The sequence below is a fragment of the uncultured Deefgea sp. genome, from assembly GCF_947072475.1.
Classification (GTDB): domain Bacteria; phylum Pseudomonadota; class Gammaproteobacteria; order Burkholderiales; family Chitinibacteraceae; genus Deefgea.
In genome coordinates this window covers 1-18,282 of the sequence record NZ_CAMTIA010000024.1, presented here as the reverse complement: position 1 = coordinate 18,282, position 18,282 = coordinate 1, and the positions used below count along the sequence as shown (strand labels likewise).

20 protein-coding genes and 1 pseudogene are annotated in these 18,282 nt (G+C 47.2%); 12 read left to right on the top strand and 9 right to left on the bottom strand.

The features are described 5' to 3' along the window. Positions 1-125: 125 nt before the first annotated feature. The 4 genes from Q0V82_RS09515 to Q0V82_RS09500 all read left to right on the top strand — a co-directional run bounded on the left by Q0V82_RS09515 (position 126) and on the right by Q0V82_RS09500 (position 4,389). Complete coding sequence (locus tag Q0V82_RS09515) at positions 126-359, top strand: hypothetical protein (RefSeq protein WP_297575122.1); 234 nt, start codon at positions 126-128, stop codon at positions 357-359. A 626-nt stretch (positions 360-985) separates the two neighbouring features. Then, on the top strand, positions 986-2,530 hold the full coding sequence (locus Q0V82_RS09510) for a class I SAM-dependent DNA methyltransferase (RefSeq protein WP_297575118.1): 1,545 nt from the start codon (positions 986-988) through the stop codon (positions 2,528-2,530). Between the two features lie 4 nt (positions 2,531-2,534). Continuing rightward, positions 2,535-3,800: a restriction endonuclease subunit S gene (locus Q0V82_RS09505; protein ID WP_297575116.1), complete on the top strand. Its 1,266-nt coding sequence runs from the start codon at positions 2,535-2,537 to the stop codon at positions 3,798-3,800. Positions 3,801-3,897: 97 nt separating this feature from the next. Further along, positions 3,898-4,389 carry a hypothetical protein gene (locus Q0V82_RS09500; RefSeq protein WP_297575113.1) on the top strand — a complete coding sequence of 164 codons (492 nt, stop codon included), beginning with the start codon at positions 3,898-3,900 and terminating at the stop codon, positions 4,387-4,389. A gap of 30 nt (positions 4,390-4,419) precedes the next feature. On the opposite strand, the gene Q0V82_RS09495 is transcribed toward Q0V82_RS09500, so the two are convergent. Next, complete coding sequence (locus Q0V82_RS09495) at positions 4,420-4,560, bottom strand: hypothetical protein (RefSeq protein WP_297575110.1); 141 nt, start codon at positions 4,558-4,560, stop codon at positions 4,420-4,422. A gap of 33 nt (positions 4,561-4,593) precedes the next feature. Here Q0V82_RS09495 and Q0V82_RS09490 point away from each other — a divergent pair, with 33 nt between their 5' ends. From Q0V82_RS09490 to Q0V82_RS09470, 5 genes and pseudogenes are all read left to right on the top strand, one after another. Continuing rightward, a complete protein-coding gene (locus tag Q0V82_RS09490) occupies positions 4,594-4,743 on the top strand; it encodes a hypothetical protein (protein WP_297575106.1) in 150 nt (49 codons plus the stop codon). Positions 4,744-4,766: 23 nt separating this feature from the next. Further along, positions 4,767-5,144, top strand: coding sequence for a hypothetical protein (locus Q0V82_RS09485; protein ID WP_297575103.1), 378 nt, complete (start codon positions 4,767-4,769; stop codon positions 5,142-5,144). A 190-nt stretch (positions 5,145-5,334) separates the two neighbouring features. Continuing rightward, positions 5,335-8,526 (top strand): type I restriction endonuclease subunit R, encoded by a 3,192-nt coding sequence (locus Q0V82_RS09480; RefSeq protein ID WP_297575100.1) that lies wholly within the window; start codon positions 5,335-5,337, stop codon positions 8,524-8,526. 69 nt (positions 8,527-8,595) lie between these two features. After that, on the top strand, positions 8,596-9,642 hold the full coding sequence (locus Q0V82_RS09475; protein WP_297575097.1) for a hypothetical protein: 1,047 nt from the start codon (positions 8,596-8,598) through the stop codon (positions 9,640-9,642). Between the two features lie 230 nt (positions 9,643-9,872). Further along, a pseudogene (locus Q0V82_RS09470) lies at positions 9,873-10,121 on the top strand (hypothetical protein); the annotation flags it as partial. A 109-nt stretch (positions 10,122-10,230) separates the two neighbouring features. On the opposite strand, the gene Q0V82_RS09465 reads toward Q0V82_RS09470, so the two are convergent. Next, a complete protein-coding gene (locus Q0V82_RS09465) occupies positions 10,231-10,701 on the bottom strand; it encodes a hypothetical protein (RefSeq protein WP_297575091.1) in 471 nt (156 codons plus the stop codon). A gap of 20 nt (positions 10,702-10,721) precedes the next feature. Continuing rightward, a complete protein-coding gene (locus Q0V82_RS09460; RefSeq protein WP_297575089.1) occupies positions 10,722-10,895 on the bottom strand; it encodes a hypothetical protein in 174 nt (57 codons plus the stop codon). Positions 10,896-10,983: 88 nt separating this feature from the next. Here Q0V82_RS09460 and Q0V82_RS09455 point away from each other — a divergent pair, with 88 nt between their 5' ends. Then, positions 10,984-11,520, top strand: coding sequence for a nucleotidyltransferase domain-containing protein (locus Q0V82_RS09455; RefSeq protein ID WP_297575086.1), 537 nt, complete (start codon positions 10,984-10,986; stop codon positions 11,518-11,520). A 277-nt stretch (positions 11,521-11,797) separates the two neighbouring features. Here the strand turns inward: Q0V82_RS09455 and Q0V82_RS09450 are convergent, their stop codons facing one another. Next, the gene (locus Q0V82_RS09450) at positions 11,798-12,184 is read right to left on the bottom strand and encodes a hypothetical protein (RefSeq protein ID WP_297575083.1); all 387 of its coding nucleotides are present in this window, start codon (positions 12,182-12,184) and stop codon (positions 11,798-11,800) included. Between the two features lie 888 nt (positions 12,185-13,072). On the opposite strand from Q0V82_RS09450, the gene Q0V82_RS09445 reads away from it, so the two are divergent. After that, positions 13,073-13,705 (top strand): recombinase family protein, encoded by a 633-nt coding sequence (locus Q0V82_RS09445; protein WP_297575080.1) that lies wholly within the window; start codon positions 13,073-13,075, stop codon positions 13,703-13,705. Between the two features lie 50 nt (positions 13,706-13,755). Here Q0V82_RS09445 and Q0V82_RS09440 read toward each other — a convergent pair whose 3' ends face one another. From Q0V82_RS09440 to Q0V82_RS09420, 5 genes are all read right to left on the bottom strand, one after another. Then, entirely contained in the window at positions 13,756-14,202 is a 447-nt protein-coding gene (locus tag Q0V82_RS09440) for a hypothetical protein (RefSeq protein ID WP_297575077.1), read from the bottom strand. Position 14,203: 1 nt separating this feature from the next. Beyond that, on the bottom strand, positions 14,204-14,620 hold the full coding sequence (locus Q0V82_RS09435) for a hypothetical protein (protein WP_297575074.1): 417 nt from the start codon (positions 14,618-14,620) through the stop codon (positions 14,204-14,206). A 10-nt stretch (positions 14,621-14,630) separates the two neighbouring features. Then, on the bottom strand, positions 14,631-14,900 hold the full coding sequence (locus Q0V82_RS09430; protein ID WP_297575071.1) for a hypothetical protein: 270 nt from the start codon (positions 14,898-14,900) through the stop codon (positions 14,631-14,633). 615 nt (positions 14,901-15,515) lie between these two features. Beyond that, positions 15,516-16,799, bottom strand: a complete 1,284-nt coding sequence (locus Q0V82_RS09425; protein ID WP_297575069.1) for a Y-family DNA polymerase — start codon at positions 16,797-16,799, stop codon at positions 15,516-15,518. Next, the gene (locus Q0V82_RS09420; RefSeq protein ID WP_297575066.1) at positions 16,778-17,227 is read right to left on the bottom strand and encodes a LexA family transcriptional regulator; all 450 of its coding nucleotides are present in this window, start codon (positions 17,225-17,227) and stop codon (positions 16,778-16,780) included. Before Q0V82_RS09420 ends, Q0V82_RS09425 begins: the two co-directional genes overlap by 22 nt. A 54-nt stretch (positions 17,228-17,281) precedes the next feature. Here Q0V82_RS09420 and Q0V82_RS09415 point away from each other — a divergent pair, with 54 nt between their 5' ends. Next, positions 17,282-17,950 (top strand): SOS response-associated peptidase, encoded by a 669-nt coding sequence (locus Q0V82_RS09415; protein ID WP_297575063.1) that lies wholly within the window; start codon positions 17,282-17,284, stop codon positions 17,948-17,950. The last annotated feature ends 332 nt before the right edge of the window (positions 17,951-18,282 follow it).

Below are 18,282 nucleotides of genomic sequence, written 5' to 3'. Positions count from 1 at the left end.
ATCATGACGTCAAGTTATTGATTCGAAGTCGGATTGAGGGTGGCCAATGGACCATCCTTGCGCCTTAAAATCTCATTTGCGCAAACGAACTATTAATTGAACAACAATTGAACAGGGAGTTGAACATGGCACGCATTTGGACTGATGAACAAAAGCAGCACCAGCGTGAGTTGATTCAACGTATTCAACCTTGGCTCAAGTCGACGGGCCCTATTACGGCAGAAGGTAAGGCCGTTGCTAGCCAGAATGCGACGGTGCATGGGTTTTGCAGTGAGCGAGTGCGGGGGCGCTTGCGGAATGCCATGCGGACGATGAAACAGGTAAAGCGTGAAATCAAGTTGAACGGTCTTGAGTTTTAATCGCCGTCTTTGTGGATGAGGCTTTATCTGGCTTAGTGCCGCTAACTACCGGATTAGCTGACTGAGCATGAGTCTGATGTAAAACCGTATTGCACTGAGGTGAGTGCGGTGCGGGTAGAGCTGTTTACGCCTGCAATACCCTTGCCATAACAGTGATGGCCAATTGTCGGTTTGGGGTCGCCAACTATTGAGCGCGTGCGACAAATTTGGTGCTGAGCTATTCGGTGTATTGGGGCTGTTTAGCGCGAAGTAATGTAATTCGGCTAATTCCATTTGCTCGGAATAGCTGCATCGTTCCCAAATTTTCTGCCACGTTTCTAGGCGACTGGATTTTTCATTGGGCATTTTCAAATCCCAGTGGGTGCGTGCTGTAAAAATAGCCAGACTTTAGGCGACTCGCAATGCCATCCATTGATGATAAAGCCATTCGGTGTGTTTGGCAGTAAGGGGCAATTTCATCCCCATGTTAATGCGTATTGTTTTAGCGTGAACTTTGTTTGCCGATGCTATTTGCATCATTGCGCAAGTATGTTTGTTATATCCCCACCATTTCAATCCTAGCTATTGTCTCACCTGCGTTGCGCTGTCAAACTCGCGGGCTATATTTGCAACTTAGGCTGTGCCCCGTGAATACCACATTACAAGACCTTGAAAACCGTCTCTGGTCCGCTGCTGACCAACTTTGGGCGATGACCGACCTGAAGCCTTCCGAATTTTCAACGCCTGTCTTGGGCCTGCTATTTTTGCGTTATGCCGAAACCAAATTTGCCGCCGCCGAAGCGCGCTTTGCGGCTGACGGTCTGAGCGCTGCCGAACTCGATAAAACAGATTTTCAAGCCGATGGTGTGCTGTACCTCACGGGCATTGCGCGCTTTAGTTATTTGGTGAATTTGCCCGAAGCCGAAAACCTTGGCCTCGCCGTTAATATGGCGATGGCAGCGGTCGAGCTAGAGAACGAAGAATTACGTGGCGTGCTGCCGCGTAGCTACACGCGCCTAGACAATGGCGTGATTCAAGAGCTATTGCGCTTGCTTGCGCCGATTAAGATTGAAGGCGATGCGTTTGGTCGCGTTTACGAGTATTTCCTCGGCAATTTTGCGATGAAAGAAGGCCAAAAGGGCGGCGTGTTTTACACCCCGACCAGTATTGTTAAATTGATTGTTGAAATCCTTCAGCCCTACCACGGGCGCATTTACGACCCGGCTTGCGGTTCGGGCGGTATGTTTGTGCAAAGCGCGGAATTTGTGAATCAACACAATAAACGCGCGGCTGATGAACTCACGGTATTTGGCACCGAGAAATCCGCCGATACCGTCAAACTCGGCAAAATGAATCTAGCCGTGCATGGTTTGTCGGGCGACATTCGCGTGGCCAATAGCTTTTTTGAAGACCCGCACGAATCACTGGGCAAGTTTGACTTTGTCATGGCCAATCCGCCGTTTAACGTCAGCGGCGTGGATAAAGACCGCATCAAGGGTGACCCGCGCTTGCCGTTTGGCTTGCCGAGTACCGACAACGCCAATTACCTGTGGATTCAATACTTCTACAGCACGCTGAACGATACGGGCCGTGCAGGTTTCGTCATGGCCAATTCAGCCGGGGACGCACGCGGTAGCGAGCTGGAAATCCGCAAGCAAATGCTGCAAAGCGGTGCGGTTGATGCCGTGGTCAGTGTTGGCTCGAACTTCTTCTACACCGTCACATTGCCGTGTACCTTGTGGTTCTTTGATAAGGCCAAGCGCAGCACCGACCGTAAAGATAAAGTGCTGTTCATCGACGCGCGCCACCTCTACCGCCAAGTCAGCCGCTCTGTGCGCGACTTCACGCCAATGCAAACCGAATTCCTCGCCAATATTGCCCGCCTGTATCGCGGCGAAGCGGTCGAGAACCATCATGACAGCGCTGAACTTATCGCGCAGCATTTCCCCGCTGGCGTGTACGCCGACGCGGCAGGGCTATGCAAAGTGGCAACGCTGGCCGACATCGAAGCGCAAGGCTGGAGCTTGAATCCTGGGCGCTATGTTGGCGTGGCCGATGCGGCGGCGGATGATTTTGTTTTTGCGGAGCGGTTGGAAGAGCTGTATGAAGAATTGGAGCTTTTGAATTCAGAAGCCGATGAATTGCAGGCATTGGTAGCAAGAAACTGCATTGCATTGCTTGAGCAGGGCTAATTTAATGATTGCATTTCCATTGTCAAAACTGAAGGATTTACCAATTTCTATCATTGATGGTGATAGGTCTGCGAAATACCCAAAAAGAGAGGAGTTTCTCGATTCAGGCGTACCATTTCTTAGCTCTACAAATATATTGCCGTCGGGCCGTTTTGATTTTCAGAACATGAATTACATTTCGGAGCAGAAGTTTGCTTCAATAAAAAAGGGGCGTGTTCAAGGTCTTGATGTCGTCATGACTACTAGAGGGTCTTCTGTCGGCAAGGTCGCTTGTATTCCGAGTAATTTTCGTGGACTTATCAATGCGCAAATGTTGATTCTTCGCGCAGATAATCATCAGTTTTCGAGTAAATACTTGTTTTATTGGTTGCTTGGTAGTGATGGGCAAAAAATACTCAAGAATTTTTCCTCCGGTTCTGCTCAGCCACAAATTCCTATTAGGGACTTGCAGGAAATTGAGCTGCCAGTACCATCTTTTGATATTCAATGTCGTATCGCAACCATCCTCTCCGCCTACGACGACCTGATTGAGAACAACACGCGGCGGATTGCGGTGTTGGAGGAAATGGCTCGGCGGATTTATGAAGAATGGTTCGTCCACTTCCGCTATCCCGGTCATGAGCAAGCCCAAAAAGTAGAAACCGAACTAGGCTTGGTGCCGAAAGGGTGGAGTATTAGCACTATTGGAGAGTGTTGTACTCGCATACAATCTGGTGGTACGCCTTCACGTAAAAATTTAGACTATTGGTCTGATGGCACAGTTGATTGGTATAAAACACAGGAGTTGAAAAACTGCTTCTTGTTCGATGCTGATGAGCGTATTTGTGAATCGGCCGTACACGCAAAGAAAGCTAAGATTTTCCCTGCCGGTACGATATTGCTCGCAATTTATGGAGCAACAATTGGGCGACTTGGTGTGACCACTCGACGCGCAAGTTGTAATCAAGCTGCTTTGGGTTTTGAGCCCGATGAACAACGTATAAAAAAATGGTTTTTATACTCTCTGTTGTCTTCCCGTTATCAAGAGTTTAACGATAAGGCTCAAGGTGCGGCGCAACAAAATATGAGTAAAGAGCGTGTCGCGGCGACAAAATTTGTGTTGTCACCGAATGATATTCAATCGAAGTTTGATGTCGCTGTTGCACCAATGTTTGAGCTAATTAGGACCTTGCAGCAAAAAAATGCCAACCTCCGCCAAACCCGCGACCTACTCTTGCCGCGCCTGATTTCAGGCGAGTTGGATGTTTCGACGCTGGTGCTGCCAGAGTAATCTGCATGGGTATTGTGGTATATCGCATATTTATAAATGGCTATAGCAACATACCTTGAATCTATAAGAAAAGACGCATTGATGCGCTAAGGGTTTGATGGCGAGTGTATTACTAGAGTGTGGTCAGTGCGGTAAGGCCAATAAGGTAGAAACCCAGTTTCAGATTAGCTGCGGTTGCTGCAAAGCGCCGCTGGATACCCAGGCGTTTCGCCCCTACACCGCGTTGCTGGAGTCGCAACAGCGAACTCATCAAAGTGATGAGCGACAGTCGACGACAGTAGAGATTAAAAGCGGCGTGAGCAAAGCGACGACGCTGGTGGTGGCAACGCTGACAGCAGTGGGTGGCTTTTTCTTGGCAGAGTATGTGTCGCAGCGTGCGGCCATTTCTCCGATGGAGTACCGCAATTTAGAGGCGTGTATTTTGGGTTTGGAGCCTGCAAGTCACGAACTATATCAACGGAAAGTGTCTGCTTGTACCTGCGCTTTTAATCAAGCGCGTGAGGTCCTGGCCGCGAGTCCAGGGCAAAACTTTGTGGTGACGTTTAATCAATATCTACCAGCTTGTGCAGCGGCGACGAAACAATATTGAAGACCAGGGTGATGAGCCCTGGTATTTTTTTTATTCAGCTTGGGTGTCGCCAGATTCTAGGCGTTCTTCATAATCATCTGGACGGCCATCAAAATCCCGAGACTCCCAATAGGCGTCGTTATTTGGATTGAGCTGATTGCTGTGGTTGTCATCATTGGCTTTATTGCTCATGGTCTAGCTCCTTATTTTTTTTGGGGGGATGCGTTGTCACGCATGCCTCCTGAAATTGCGCCTGGCACTTTACTTGGCCAATTTGCTGGGCGAGGGGCTGCGGGCTTAGGGGCTGAATTGCCTGTTTTTTTTGATGTGCTCATGGTGGTATCCATTGAAATGCTGGATGACGTTATCCAGTGATGGCGATAATACGGAGTGGTACTGTGACAGTGCGTGACAGCGAGCAGGTGATTTCCCAGTGGCCGCAATTAAGCGTCATCATTGATGAATGCGGCGGTGCGGCGGCTTTTTTGCGTGGCATCGAAGGCGATGCGCTGGATGAGTTGCTGGAAGACATCTACGGCGAGGCGGAAGAGGCAGATGAAGCCCGCAATAAACTCAATCAGCGGATAAGACAATGTTTAAGCCGTTATCAGCGTGGCCAGAATTTGCAGGGTAATTCGCTGGATTTAGGGCGGCAATTATTGGAAATCTGGCTGAAGAAATATCCTAGCGCAATACGTTATACCGAATATGAAGAGCTTAGGCAGATGCGAGCTATTTCACATGAGCTTGAGCGGCTGCTTGCTGGCGAAGCCTAGCGCGTTGAATGCTAGCTTGTAAGATTGATGCGAATTGGGTAGTCTTTCGACAATGTTCAGATTAAAAATAAGATAATTCAGCAAAATTTGGTTTTATTTAGCTTACTTTTTTATCCTATTTTCTGGGCATATTGAATGGTAGGTCTTTGATAAGGCTACTGTTTGTCGTTGGATAAATAGGATAAATCCTTTGCCCTACAACATCGAAAAACCAATCCCACATTCCGCGCGTGAAGTGTCTGCTGGCTATGGCGAGCTGAATTTAGTTGAAGCGCCTGCGATTGAATTACTCAAAACTTTGGGCTGGCAGCATGCGGATTTGTTCAAAGAAAAAATAGGGCGTTTGGGCACGGAAGGGCGCGAGAGCGAAAGCCAAGTCATTTTGCCGAATCGCTTGCGGGCGGCGTTGCAGCGGCTTAACCCTGGCTTGTCGCCATTGGCGTATGAGCTGGCGTTTGATGTATTAAATACCGACCGTTCCCGTGAGTCGGCGGTGGTGGCGAATCAAGCGATTTATGCCTTATTGCGCGACGGCGTTAAAGTCACCGTTCCTGATGCGGATGGTATGCCCAGCTTTGAAACGCTGGTGCTGGTGGATTGGAAAACCCCCGAGAATAATGAGTATTTTCTGGCGACCCAGCTTTGGGTGGCGGGAGATATGTATCGCCGTCGCTGCGATGGCGTAGGCTTTATCAATGGCTTGCCGTTGGTGTTTTTGGAATTTAAAGCACCGCGCGTTCACCTTAAAGCGGCCTTTGACGAAAACCTGCGTGATTACCGTGGGCAAAGCATTCCGCAACTGTTTCACTTCAATGCGTTTATCTTGTTATCCAATGGCCGCGAAACCAAGGTCGGCACACTTACGTCGATGTGGGAGCACTTTGCCGAATGGAAGCGGATTTCGACCGAAGAAGAGCCCGCCAAGGTATCGCTAGAAACTGCACTGCGCGGCATGCTGCTGCCCGAGCGATTACTCGACCTGATTGAAAACTACACTCTGTTTGAACTGGTTCGCGGTGGGCTGGTGAAGAAGGTCGCCAAAAATCACCAATTCCTTGGTGTGAACAAAGCCATTGAGGAAGTGGGCAAGCTGAACGAAAACCAAGGCAAGTTGGGCGTGTTCTGGCATACCCAAGGCAGTGGTAAAAGTTTGTCGATGGTGTTCTTTACGCAGAAAATCTTGCGTAAGCGTCCTGGCGCGTGGACTTTTGTGATTGTGACGGACCGCGAAGAGCTCGATACGCAAATCTATAAAACCTTTGCCAATACAGGTAGCGTAGGGGCTGAGGTGCAAGCCACTAGCGCGGCACACCTCAAAGAATTGTTGGCAGGTAATCAGCGCTATGTGTTCACGCTGATTCAAAAATTTCGCAGTGAAGACGGCGCAGAATATCCGCTACTGTCGAACCGCTCTGACATTATTGTGATTACCGATGAAGCGCACCGTAGTGAGTACGGCACGTTTGCAATGAATATGCGTAAAGCGCTGCCGAATGCGGCGTTTATTGGTTTTACCGGAACGCCATTGATTGCGGGCGAAGATGAAAAAACCCGCGCTGTGTTTGGTGATTATGTTTCGGTCTATAACTTCGCCCAAGCGATTCAAGACGGCGCAACGGTGCCGCTGTATTACGAGAACCGCATCCCCGCTTTGCAACTGACTAACGAAGATTTGAATGCCGATTTGGCGAGTATTTTGGAAAACGCCGAGCTGGACGACGAGCAAGAGCAAAAACTAGAGCGCGAATTTGGCCGCCAATATCACCTGATTACCCGCAACGACCGACTTGAAACCATCGCCGCCGACATCGTTGAGCATTTCACGGGGCGTGGGTATCGCGGCAAAGCGATGATGGTGTGTATCGACAAGGCAACCGCCATTCGCATGTACGATAAGGTGCAAGCGCATTGGCAAGCGACGCTGACGCGCTTACAGGCCGAGCTGAAGTTAAGTACGGGTGAGCATGCACTTGCCTTGCAAGAGCGCATCGCGCTGATGCTTGATACCGATATGGCCGTGGTGGTGTCGCAAGGCCAAAACGAAGTGGCCGACCTGAAAGAGAAAGGCTTGGATATTGAGCCACATCGCCGCCGCATGATGCAGGGTGACTTGGAAGAAGAATTCAAAAGCCCGACGACCAAGTTAAAACTGGTATTCGTTTGCGCGATGTGGATTACAGGCTTTGACGTACCGACTTGCTCGACGCTGTATCTGGATAAGCCGATGAAGGCGCACACCTTGATGCAGGCCATCGCCCGCGCTAATCGGGTGTCTGAAGGCAAAACCAGCGGCATGATTGTCGATTACGTCGGGATTTTCCGTCACCTAAAAGATGCGCTTTCTATTTATGCTAATCCAGGCGTGGGCGGCGCGGGTGGTGGTAAAGATGATTCGGGTGAGGTGCCGCTAGAGGCGAAACAGCATCTTATTCAGATGTTAGAGCAGTCCATTACTGATGCGGAAATGTGGTGCCATTCCCAGCAAATCAGTATCACCGACATTATTGCTGCCGAAGGATTTCATCGCCTTGGCCTGATGATGGATGCACTCGATGCCATTGTTGCGAGTGATGATAGTAAAGCGCAATTTATGGCGCTGACGGGCTTTGTGGCTAAGCACTACAAAGCCATCTTGCCCGATACTCGCGCTGCGGATTACGCGCCTAAAACAGTTGCGTTGGCGTTCTTGGCGCGGCAAGTCAAAGCGCTGATGCCACCCGTCGATATTAGCGAGGTGATGAATGATATTGAGGCCTTGCTCGATGATTCTATTGCCACCGATGGATATCACATTTCAGCCAGCGGTATGGCTAAGGCTTTGGTTGATTTGTCTGAAATTGATTTTGAAGCCTTGGATGCTGAGTTTAAAAAGAGCAAGCGTAAACACGTTACTGCCGAGCAGTTAAAGGGCGCGGTCGAGCAAAAAGTAAACGAGCTGGCGGCGAAAAATCCAAGTCGTGAAGGTTTGGTTGAAAAGCTGAAAAAACTGATTGATGCGTACAACGCTGGCGATATCAACATCGAAGCGTATGTCGAGGAACTGAAGCAATTTACTAAAGAACTGACAGCGGAAGGGTTGCGTGGTGAGTCGCTAGGGCTGAGTGAAGAAGAACTGGCCGTATTCGACATATTGACCCAGCCGGACCCGCCATTAACGCCAGAGCAAGAGCAGGATGTACGGCGCTTGGCCAAAGAGCTATTGGCGAAATTAAAAACCGAAAAACTGATTTTGGATTGGCGCTTAAAACAACAAGCCCGTGCCGCCGTGCAAAAAACAATTCGCGATATTTTTAGAACATTACCACAACCCTATAACCCCGACCTGCGCCAGGAAAAAGCCGCTAGGGCGTATAGCTTTGTTTATGACAATTTGGCGGGATGATACAGGTAAGTATATCTGTAGAACTTAATGTAAACGTTTTTATGTGTTTTATTGTTTATGAGGTTGGCAATGTCAAGAAGATTACATTTGATTAAGTCAAGCAGAGGGGAGGGGAATAAATTAACTCTTTGTAGTGACACAGTGCTTAGAAAGCTTGCAGATGGAATTGAGACGTCAGTTATTTTTGATTTAAATGTTTTAAATTATATGAGGGATGTGCTTCTATTTGATTTTCATGGTTTGTGTGGCGCACATTCCCGTCCGTTTTACGATTTATGTGATTTGTTAAAGACTAATGGTATTTTTATTGTTCCTGGTTTTGCATTAGGTGAAGCTGATGAAAAATTTCGTGAAGAATTAATGTCTTCATATGAGAATTTTGTCGCAGAATATGCCCCTTCGTTCGTAAATTCTTATAATCACACTGAACTTAATAGTTCGAAAGGACCTAGTCGGATTTTTAGCAAGCTTGCAGAGGGTGAACAACTGCTGATTTCTGTGAGCTATTTATCAATGTTGAAAATTTATCAAATCCAATCTGAATGTAAGTCGTCCACTGGCTATGAGAAATTCGATATTTATATGGAGTTTATGGATAACCTTGTTAGCATGGTTGGTGCTTTTGAAGTAGAGGTTGCTAAACATAGCTTTTCCGATGCTAAAACTGGTTATGATGATTTTGATAATGCTTCGAAAATAATTTCAGATAATTTTAAAAAAAGCGGTTCAGGTGAAAAAAAATTGATGTCGTTGTTAAATCAATCTAGAGACTTAATGTATTTACGTATTCCAGGTTTAATGAGTGATTATGATTATGACGAACGACTTCAAGAATGCTGGTTAGTAACTCTTGATGAAGGATTGTTTTATTTGTCTCAAAATATTTATTTTCATCCCAAGGATGGATTTAATGCTATGTACGTACATATAGAGTCTCATCCGGCAAGAAGTAAAAGTTCATATTGGAAATATGTGGATAACCAAATGGATAGTGTTATTGAGGATAGATTTTCAAAAGGTATTAGTACAAGTGAATATCACGCTAGTGAACCACATTTGAAAGAAATTTTGAAGTTAACTAAAGAGTTAGAGTCGTGGGTGTTAAGTTTTTCCTGACTTTATGGGCTATAAGTTTATAATTTCATAGTTGGTCTAGCGAAGATGAGTAAATGATTACATGTTATTGAATTGTGCATGGTGCAACAATACCGAGTGGGAGATATGATTGATTTTTTTTACAGGTAATGCCGCGCATTTTCTGAGTATTTAGGTTTGCTGCGAAAAAAGGAGGTTTTTTCCGTGTTAGTAGAGCGTAATTGATGTGGACATGACAATTTGGTTCAGTAGCGCGCGGTGAAGAGCGTTTGGGTAGCAACGTCGACGTGCTGGTGCTAGGTGATGTGAACTTTGCCAAAGTGTTGGCGCTATACCCACTGCAAGCGCAGCTTGGTCGAAAAATTAATCCCGCCGTGTATAGCGTGGCTGAATTTGCCGACAAAGCCGCTCAGCAACAGGCTTGGGCGCTAGACGTATTAAGACAGCCGAAGTTATTTTTGATAGGGAATGCGCAAGGGCTTTTAAAGTTTGCCGTGTAGTCGCTTGCTTTAGTGTTTTAGTGTGCCAATCAAAAAGGCCCCAACTCACGTTGAGGCCTTTGTTGTATCAAGTTAGCGCATGGCGGCCATCGCGACCTGTTGACCTACATTAGTCGTATCGGCTCAAATTTTGGGCTGGCGTTGTCGGTGTGCTTAAATCAGTGCCTACTTCTGATTGCTGGTCTGCGCTTTCAATTGTTCCGCTGCTTGCTGCCTCGCCAAGCTCTTTGTCTCCAATTGCTGAATCCGTTTCTCGAACTCCGCCTGTTTCACCTCGCTCGGTTGCCCCAGCAGGTGCTTCATTCCCAGCCGTTTGTATAGTGCCTCGTCCGACATTTTTATCTCCTTGTTCGTGCTTGCCCTTGCTGCGACCCATGATAAGGTCGGCCTTGTCTAGTAATTCAACAGGGGAATCGGTCGGCCTGATGCTTGCCACGCCAGTATGTAGCCCTACGCCACGTACATTTTTACCTTTTGCATGATGAATATCATCAAACCCACGCTGTTTAGCATACGCCAAAATAGCGGCTTTACCATCAACAAGCGCACTTTCTATCTGCTCAGTAGTTGCTCCATACACTAGCGCAGTCAATAAATTCTTTATGCAACTAAGCGTAAAGGCGCTGGTGCTGATTTTTCTTTAAACTTAATTTTTGCTTGTTTCAAAAACCATTTTTCGATTTTCTTATGCCATTTTCTCAGCAAGTCTAAGGGGCGGCGTTTATAGTGTTTTTCTGCCGTAGCACTGGATTTGTGCCCCGTAATTTGCGCCACAATGCCAAGAGGGCAATCAACCCACTCGGATTGAGTTTCAAACGTTCTGCGTAACCCGTGCAGTGTTGTGTGGGGTATTTCTGCTGCTTTGCAGAGTTCGCTTAGCGCATGGCATGTGCGCGAAATTGCGCGGCTTACGCAAACACAGGCGGGCACGCTCAGTCGTGAATTGGCTAAATTAGCCGATGCTGGTGTGCTACTGGTGAGCAAGGTCGGTAATCAAAAGCATTATCGCGCCAATACGGTCTGTCCCGTACTTTCTGAGCTGGCGGGTTTGCTGCGCAAAACGGCGGGGGTGGCCGATGTGCTGACTGCGGCTTTGGCCGAGTTGGCTGAGCGAATTGATGTCGCCTTGGTGTTTGGCTCGGTTGCGCGCGGTGAAGAGCGGGCGGGTAGTGACATCGACGTGCTGGTGCTGGGTGAAGTTAACTTTGCCGAAGTGGTGGCGGCGTTATATCCACTGCAAGAGCAGCTTGGTCGAGAAATTAATCCCGCCATATATAGCGTGGCTGAATTTGCCGACAAAGCCGCTCAGCAACAGGCTTGGGCGCTAGACGTACTCAAACCGCAGAAGCTATTTTTGATAGGGAACGCCCAAGGGCTTGTACAGTTTGCAGGGCAGTAGTTTGCTTGAATTTTTAGCGTGGCAATGAAAGGTGCGGAATCTTATTTAATTTATCCACCCACACTCATCGAACGTCGCCACCCAGCTTACCAATTTAGACACAGCCAAACTTGGATTGCAGCTCACTTTAATTGACGAGTTTAAACTATGCGACAGGCCGCAGTCGACCCATTGCCGACACACAGTCTTCGCTACCATGAGTGACTTGTAAGGGATGTGAAGCTGCGCGTTTCGGCATGTCCGGTTGAATGCCTTGTTAAGTGCTTTTGCAGACCAGTCATGGAACATAGACCATTTCAATATCAACTAAGTAGCCATTTGTGCTTTCTGAAATTCGGGCACCAAGCACTAAATCACTACGCCCTTCACCAGCTGTCCATAAATCAATAAGTACGTCCCAGTGACCGCCCATACAAATGCATATTGAAGATTCCCATGTTTCATTAGGGAGCTGAATTAACTCTTCCCCGTAATCTTCGATGTACTCTTTAATGTGGTTGGCCGTTTCTTTAGAAACTGAAGCAACACCGTCGATTTCACATGAAAGGGAGTAGTCTTTGTTCACAAAGGCATCGACTATGCTGACAAAAATTGGACGCCAAACGGTAGGGATTGGAAGTTGATTTTCCTCATCTTTCTCTACAAAAATCTCAATTTCAGTCATGGTATTTTTCTAACCTGTAATGTCGCCTAACTATTAAGTAGGCCTCACTCATTGAGGTCTAATGCTACAAGTGAAATTTTATTATGGGGTCTGTCATCAGAAGGGTAGCTGACACTCATTCGGGCACGAACAAGCTAAGTGTTACTTCCGCTTATGGCCGACTGCGGCCTGTCGCTCAGTCTAACCTAGTCGATTCAACCAAGCATTAACCCTAGTTTGGTGGTGGTGAAATTGGTCAGCACACAGGAGAATGTCGATAAGTTTTGGCGGATAAATCGAGTTAAATTTACAACCTAGGTCGACGTCTAATTCGTCACATACTCAACATCAAGCACAGCAAGCCAGACACTCCAAATTTACAGTGACTCACGCAGCATTTATAAGTCTTGCGTAAACGAAAAAATCAAAACTTGCCCTATCCTTTTTTGACACAACGCGGGGGCAATGCTGACAAACTATTGAACGACACGCATGGTGCGATTCTGTACGTGGCCGCACTGCAACCTAATGATTGATTGAGTTGCAATACCAATTGTGAGCGATACCCTATCAAGCCACACATTGAAAAATAGACATTTTGTCACGACTAGCGAGATTAAATTAACACCACCAACACACCCAAAGGGGGTGTTAAATCAACACCACCCACAAAAAACAAAGACAATTTACCCCACAACATGTCCTGCCCTACTTATCAGCGGTAAAGTTAAACCCGACATGCACAAATTTTGTAGTCGGTACTACATCAAATCACAAGTTTCAATAAGGTATACCTCACCGAAACCACACAAAACCGCTTATCCATCAGTTCCAAAATAGGCATTTACCACTTAAACGGCACTACCTATATTGAAACCACATAAACGGAACTTTTAATGGGGTTTCACCATGTTTGTTCGAGCCTACCTTCGGGCCAGTACCAAAGAGCAAGATGCCAGTCGTGCGCGCCAGCAACTTGATGCGTTTGCCGCTGAGCATAATTTACGCATAGCCAGTTATTACATAGAGAATGAAAGTGGCACCAAACTCGACCGCCCTGAGTTAATGCGACTCTTGAATGATGCAAGTCACGGCGATGTATTACTTGTTGAGCAGGTTGACCGACTAAGCCGTATGAAAAACGCTGACTGGCTCACGCTGCGGCGCATGATTAGCGACAAAGGCATGCGAATTGTCGCGCTCGATTTGCCGACCAGTCACAACATGCTGAAAGATGGTGATAGCTTCACTGCGCTAATGCTGGCGGCGATTAACAACATGCTACTCGACATGCTCGCCGCGATAGCACGCAAAGATTACGACGACCGTCGTCGCCGTCAAGCTGATGGCATCGCTAAAGCCAAGGCGCAAGGCCTATATGCTGGCCGCCCGAAAGACGCTGAGCTGCACCGCAAAATTGCTGGCCTGCTGGCAGAAGGGAAATCGTGGAGTGCGATACAAGATTTGCTGGGATGTGGGCGGGGGACAATTAAGCGTGTCAAAGATACATATGTAACACTACCGAAAGGCATTTATCCATAAACCATTAATCAAAATAACCTAAAAAAAATAATACTCAGCCACAAAAAGTATCAATCTGAATTAATGTTTATATCTAGAACGTTAAGGGGGGGATGAGCTTTCAAATCAACAAAGTCGACTTTGTTATCGTCTCTTTTTTTGTAGTGAACCAACCACTGAGACACTAAGTCTTGGCCCGAAGTTGAAACTTTAAAGCCGTTCGAGATGGGATATGAGTTGAACCTATCATTATAAAAGCCTGCATGCACATGCCACAAACCATGCTGCTGCACTAAACGCACCTTCTCAAGGAAATTAAAGTCGTCTGTGTTTACATTGTCAGAGCATTTATTTCTAATTGGTAACTTTGAATCACTCACAAACAAATTTGACAATTCTGATGCGCCGCCACTCTTAGCTTTCTCAATAATAGTATAAATTTTTTTCTTATCTTGGGAAGACAAGTTTTTTATTTTCATAATAATATGAGTACTAAGCTGACAAAGCGATTCACTCATTTCAAAACGTAGCCAACCACTTATCGAACTCATCAAAACTAGCCACTTCATTTGGTAGCGCAACAAGTTTTGTGCTCAGAGCTTCCGACATTTCATCTAAATCAAATGTAAATAGTTCCTCCCTATGACTCTCACCGGAAAAACCACTATGGAGGGTGAAGGTGGTCGCGCCAATTCCAGACGTAATATTACTCATCTGATTAGCCATAGCACTATCAGAGTAAGCTAGATAGAAATCATTAACCGTTGTACTAACAGTTGATGTTTTTACTAAAGCAGAGTTGAAAGTCTCTTCCTGTACTGAAGCAGTAGAAGCTACGCTTATTACAAATGTAGCAACAGTTGCCACTACGGCAACAATAATCGAACTGCTCTGACGTTGAGAAGCAACGGTAAGGAAATTAAATGGCATTCTCATATTGCGGCCTTCACTTAGTTTGTTTTTTTAAGTCTTCTTCGGGAGTGATATTAATCATAGGGGCTAGATTAAATACATATATAGGAGCACCACTCTCATCATACTTATCTTTTAAGCGAACTGCGGACACAATTCCTATCTTTGCCCTGATTTTAGTCCCATCTTGCAAATGAAACTCGCTCCACTTCTCGGTCGATTCTTCAACATCAACCGATATCCCATTTCTAATATCGTCTTCAGTAGGAGCGTACTGAAGCTGAGGATTGGTATTTTCAGACATCTTGGTCTCATTATGTACGGGGCGTAGAAGCACGGTTAGCTCAGTAACAATTGGCATGTCCCCAATGCCAGCGCACGATTCTATCACATAACAAATTGCAATAACGCTACATTATGGCTTTAGTACTAATAAGATTAGAGCCAAAATACATGCAAACACAACCGATTGTCAGTGGCCATACAATTTTAATACAATGTTTTGCTGAACTTGTTGCGGATGTAATACGCAAGGTACTTTTTCAACTCTAGCATCACCAGTGGCAAGTAGTGACGAATCACCATGAAATGTGAGCATCGCGGAAATAGTTGCCTTCGTTTGCAGTATCCTTGGCACAGAAGTTGCGGCCAATCTTCCGTCAGTAGCCGCCAACTATTAAGCGCTTGCGACAAACATGGCACTGTTTTGTCCGTACTTTTTCGTGAGGATACTGTGAAGTAATGTAGTTCAGCCAATTCTATTTTCGTTGAGTAGCTGGCTACCTCCCAAAACTTCTGCAACCTAACCAAACGTTTTGATTTCTCCGTATTCAATTAAGCCACAATACTAGGTGCTTGATACCTGAGAACGACTGATAACTCTCTAAAAAATAAGTACCCGTAGAACAGGCATTAACGCTTATTTAGCAATTGGTATATCCGGCCACCGAGTCGTCCAGAACGGCGACACCCGATTCTGGCGCATTTTCCAGCCGTGATTAAACCCCGCACTGGCAACGCGGATTGAGCCTCGGCCCCATTGGCGATTGATGTCATCCATTACTTTATTGAGTGCCGCACGTTTGATGGGGTCTGCAGTTTGCAGAAATAGATGGCCTTGGACTGCTGTACGGGGCTGCAAATCACACAGCATTACGCCAGCTTTGGCGTAGGCAAATCCCGTTCGATAAATACGTTTGAGCACCCATAACGCGGCGCGAGTCAGCAATAGCGTATCGTCACTGGCTTGCGTAAGCGGCACGAGGATGTGCTGACTGTATTGTGGCTCTTTAGGGCGAAACGGATTGGTGCGTATAAACACTGCCAAACTGCCTGCGAGTGAGCCTTGTTGACGTAGTTTTTCAGCGGCACGAGCGATGTAGGTGCTGATGGCTTCACCCAATTCTTGCTCAGTATAAATCGCTTGGCCAAAGCTACGTGAACACAGGATTTGCTGTTTGTCGGGCGTCGACTCTTCCAGCTCAATACTGGGTATGCCGCGTAGCTCGTGTACGGTGCGTTGCACGACAATGCTGTAGCGTTGGCGTATCTGGTCAGCATTACTGGTCCTTAAATCTGCGATGGTATGTATCCCTTCCTGTGCCATGCGCTCTGATATTCGGCGACCAATACCCCATACGTCACCCACTGGCAAAGCCTGCATTTGCGCGTATTGTTGGTTGGGGTTGAGTTGCTGCCATGCACACACACCATTGAATGGCGCTTGTTTCTTGGCGATGTGATTGGCGAATTTGGCGAGCGTTTTGGTTGGCGCAATGCCAACGCACACGGGTAAGCCCGTCCATTGCAATACGGTACGGCGAATGTCTTGCGCCAATTCGGTATGGTCTTGCAGTAGGCCGTCAAAACTCAAAAAGCATTCGTCGATACTGTAAATTTCTTGGTTCGGGCTAAAGCGGCTGAGTATGGTCATCACCCGATGGCTCATATCGGCATACAGCGCGTAATTGCTGCTACGGGCGATGATGCCTTCTTGCTGCGCAAAATCACGCAGTTGATGCCACGGTGCAGCCATTTTGATGCCCAGTGCTTTCGCTTCGCTACTACGCGCCACCACACAGCCATCATTATTCGATAGCACCACCACAGGTTTACCCATCAGCCTGGGCTCAAACACCCGCTGGCACGACACATAAAAATTGTTCACATCGACCAAGGCAATCATCGCGGCCTCGCTATCCACGCGGTCACCACGCCCCAAATTGATAACTCTTGCTCGTCGCCCAATACAATCGGCGGATAGGCTGGATTTTCTGCAATCAGCGCCAAGCGTGCGCCACGGCAATACAAACGCTTTACGGTAAAATCGCCATCAATCACCGCCACAACAATATCGTCGTGCTTGGCGCTCAATGCGCGGTCAACAATCAACGTTGCACCATCAGGGATGGAGTGTTCGGCAAGACTACTGACCATGCTGTCACCTGCAACCGTAAAGTAAAAGGTTGCCTCAGGATGCTGCACATAGCGCTGATTCAAATCGACACGCTCTTCGGCCCAATCTTCGGCTGGTGACGGAAATCCCGCCGAAATCGAAACACCCATGACAGGTAAATAGAGTGCCTTTGCTTCAAGTGCAGCGGGGATTGGCGGGTGCAAATGCAATGACATGAGTTATCCTGAAACCATCTGAATCAGAATATTATAGAACGAACGTTCTTTTCTATGTGCGTAAATTACATTCCAATTCCTAAACGGTTAGTGCTTAGCCAATTTGCCGCGATTGAGCCCAAGGCCGACTGGCCCGATGAAGTGTGGCAAGACTACGCTGCGCCGATGATTGTGCATGGCCGCCAAGGTCGACAAGCTGTAGTCGCGAACTATGGATTTTTACCCAAGGCCAAACTACCGCAAGGTGCGCGCTATAGCACCATGAACGCCCGCGCCGAAACCATAGGGCAACTCAAAAGCTATCAAGGCGCATGGCAACGCCGCCAGCTGTGTTTAGTGCCAATGATGGGATTTTTTGAGCCGTGTTATGAATCAGGCAAAGCGGTAAGGCATCAAATCAGCTTGCTCAATGATGCGCCGTTTGCGGTGGCCGGATTGTGGCGCGCATGGGAAGAAGAAAATGGCCGACGCAGCTATTCGTTCACGCAAATCACCATCAACGCGGATGAGCATCCGCTCATGAAACGCATGCACAAACCAAACGATGAAAAGCGAAACTTAGTCATCATTCCAGAAGCCGACTATGACGCGTGGTTGAGCTGCAAAAACCCTGAGCTAGCGCGAACGTTTTTGAAGAATTACCCAGCTGAATTGATGCGCGCGGATGCCTTACCGCAAATCCGGTCACACCTCATACCCTCACCGCAGCAATCTTTGTTTTGATACTTCAACGACATTGATATTAATACGCCATCATGGCAACACAAATTCACAACAATCAAAATGACTTCAGAGCATCCAAAACCACAACCTACTCAAATGAATAAGAATCTGCCGCAGTAACGTGTTTGTACTTTAGGCGGCTTGTATATCCCGCTTTAAAGAGTTCGTCAATTTGGCACATCCTTTGCGCGTGATAGAGGTGGTAAGTTGCCACCAGTAGTATGAGGGCTTTTTGGCGCTTCTTGAGGGGTTAACTTGACCCCCCCTTTGGGCGTGTTTGAGGGGTTAACTTGACCCCCCCTTTGGGCGTGTTTGAGGGGTTAACTTGACCC

Bases quoted from the DNA above. Each gene is read 5' to 3' on its own strand.
- Q0V82_RS09445 (WP_297575080.1), top strand. From the start codon at position 13,073: ATGTTTGTTCGAGCCTACCTTCGGGCCAGTACCAAAGAGCAAGATGCC.
- Q0V82_RS09440 (WP_297575077.1), bottom strand. From the start codon at position 14,202: ATGAGTGAATCGCTTTGTCAGCTTAGTACTCATATTATTATGAAAATA.
- Q0V82_RS09505 (WP_297575116.1), top strand. From the start codon at position 2,535: ATGATTGCATTTCCATTGTCAAAACTGAAGGATTTACCAATTTCTATC.
- Q0V82_RS09500 (WP_297575113.1), top strand. From the start codon at position 3,898: ATGGCGAGTGTATTACTAGAGTGTGGTCAGTGCGGTAAGGCCAATAAG.
- Q0V82_RS09415 (WP_297575063.1), top strand. From the start codon at position 17,282: ATGTGCGTAAATTACATTCCAATTCCTAAACGGTTAGTGCTTAGCCAA.
- Q0V82_RS09435 (WP_297575074.1), bottom strand. From the start codon at position 14,620: ATGAGAATGCCATTTAATTTCCTTACCGTTGCTTCTCAACGTCAGAGC.
- Q0V82_RS09515 (WP_297575122.1), top strand. From the start codon at position 126: ATGGCACGCATTTGGACTGATGAACAAAAGCAGCACCAGCGTGAGTTG.
- Q0V82_RS09420 (WP_297575066.1), bottom strand. From the start codon at position 17,227: ATGTCATTGCATTTGCACCCGCCAATCCCCGCTGCACTTGAAGCAAAG.
- Q0V82_RS09475 (WP_297575097.1), top strand. From the start codon at position 8,596: ATGTCAAGAAGATTACATTTGATTAAGTCAAGCAGAGGGGAGGGGAAT.
- Q0V82_RS09450 (WP_297575083.1), bottom strand. From the start codon at position 12,184: ATGACTGAAATTGAGATTTTTGTAGAGAAAGATGAGGAAAATCAACTT.
- Q0V82_RS09430 (WP_297575071.1), bottom strand. From the start codon at position 14,900: ATGTCTGAAAATACCAATCCTCAGCTTCAGTACGCTCCTACTGAAGAC.
- Q0V82_RS09495 (WP_297575110.1), bottom strand. From the start codon at position 4,560: ATGAGCAATAAAGCCAATGATGACAACCACAGCAATCAGCTCAATCCA.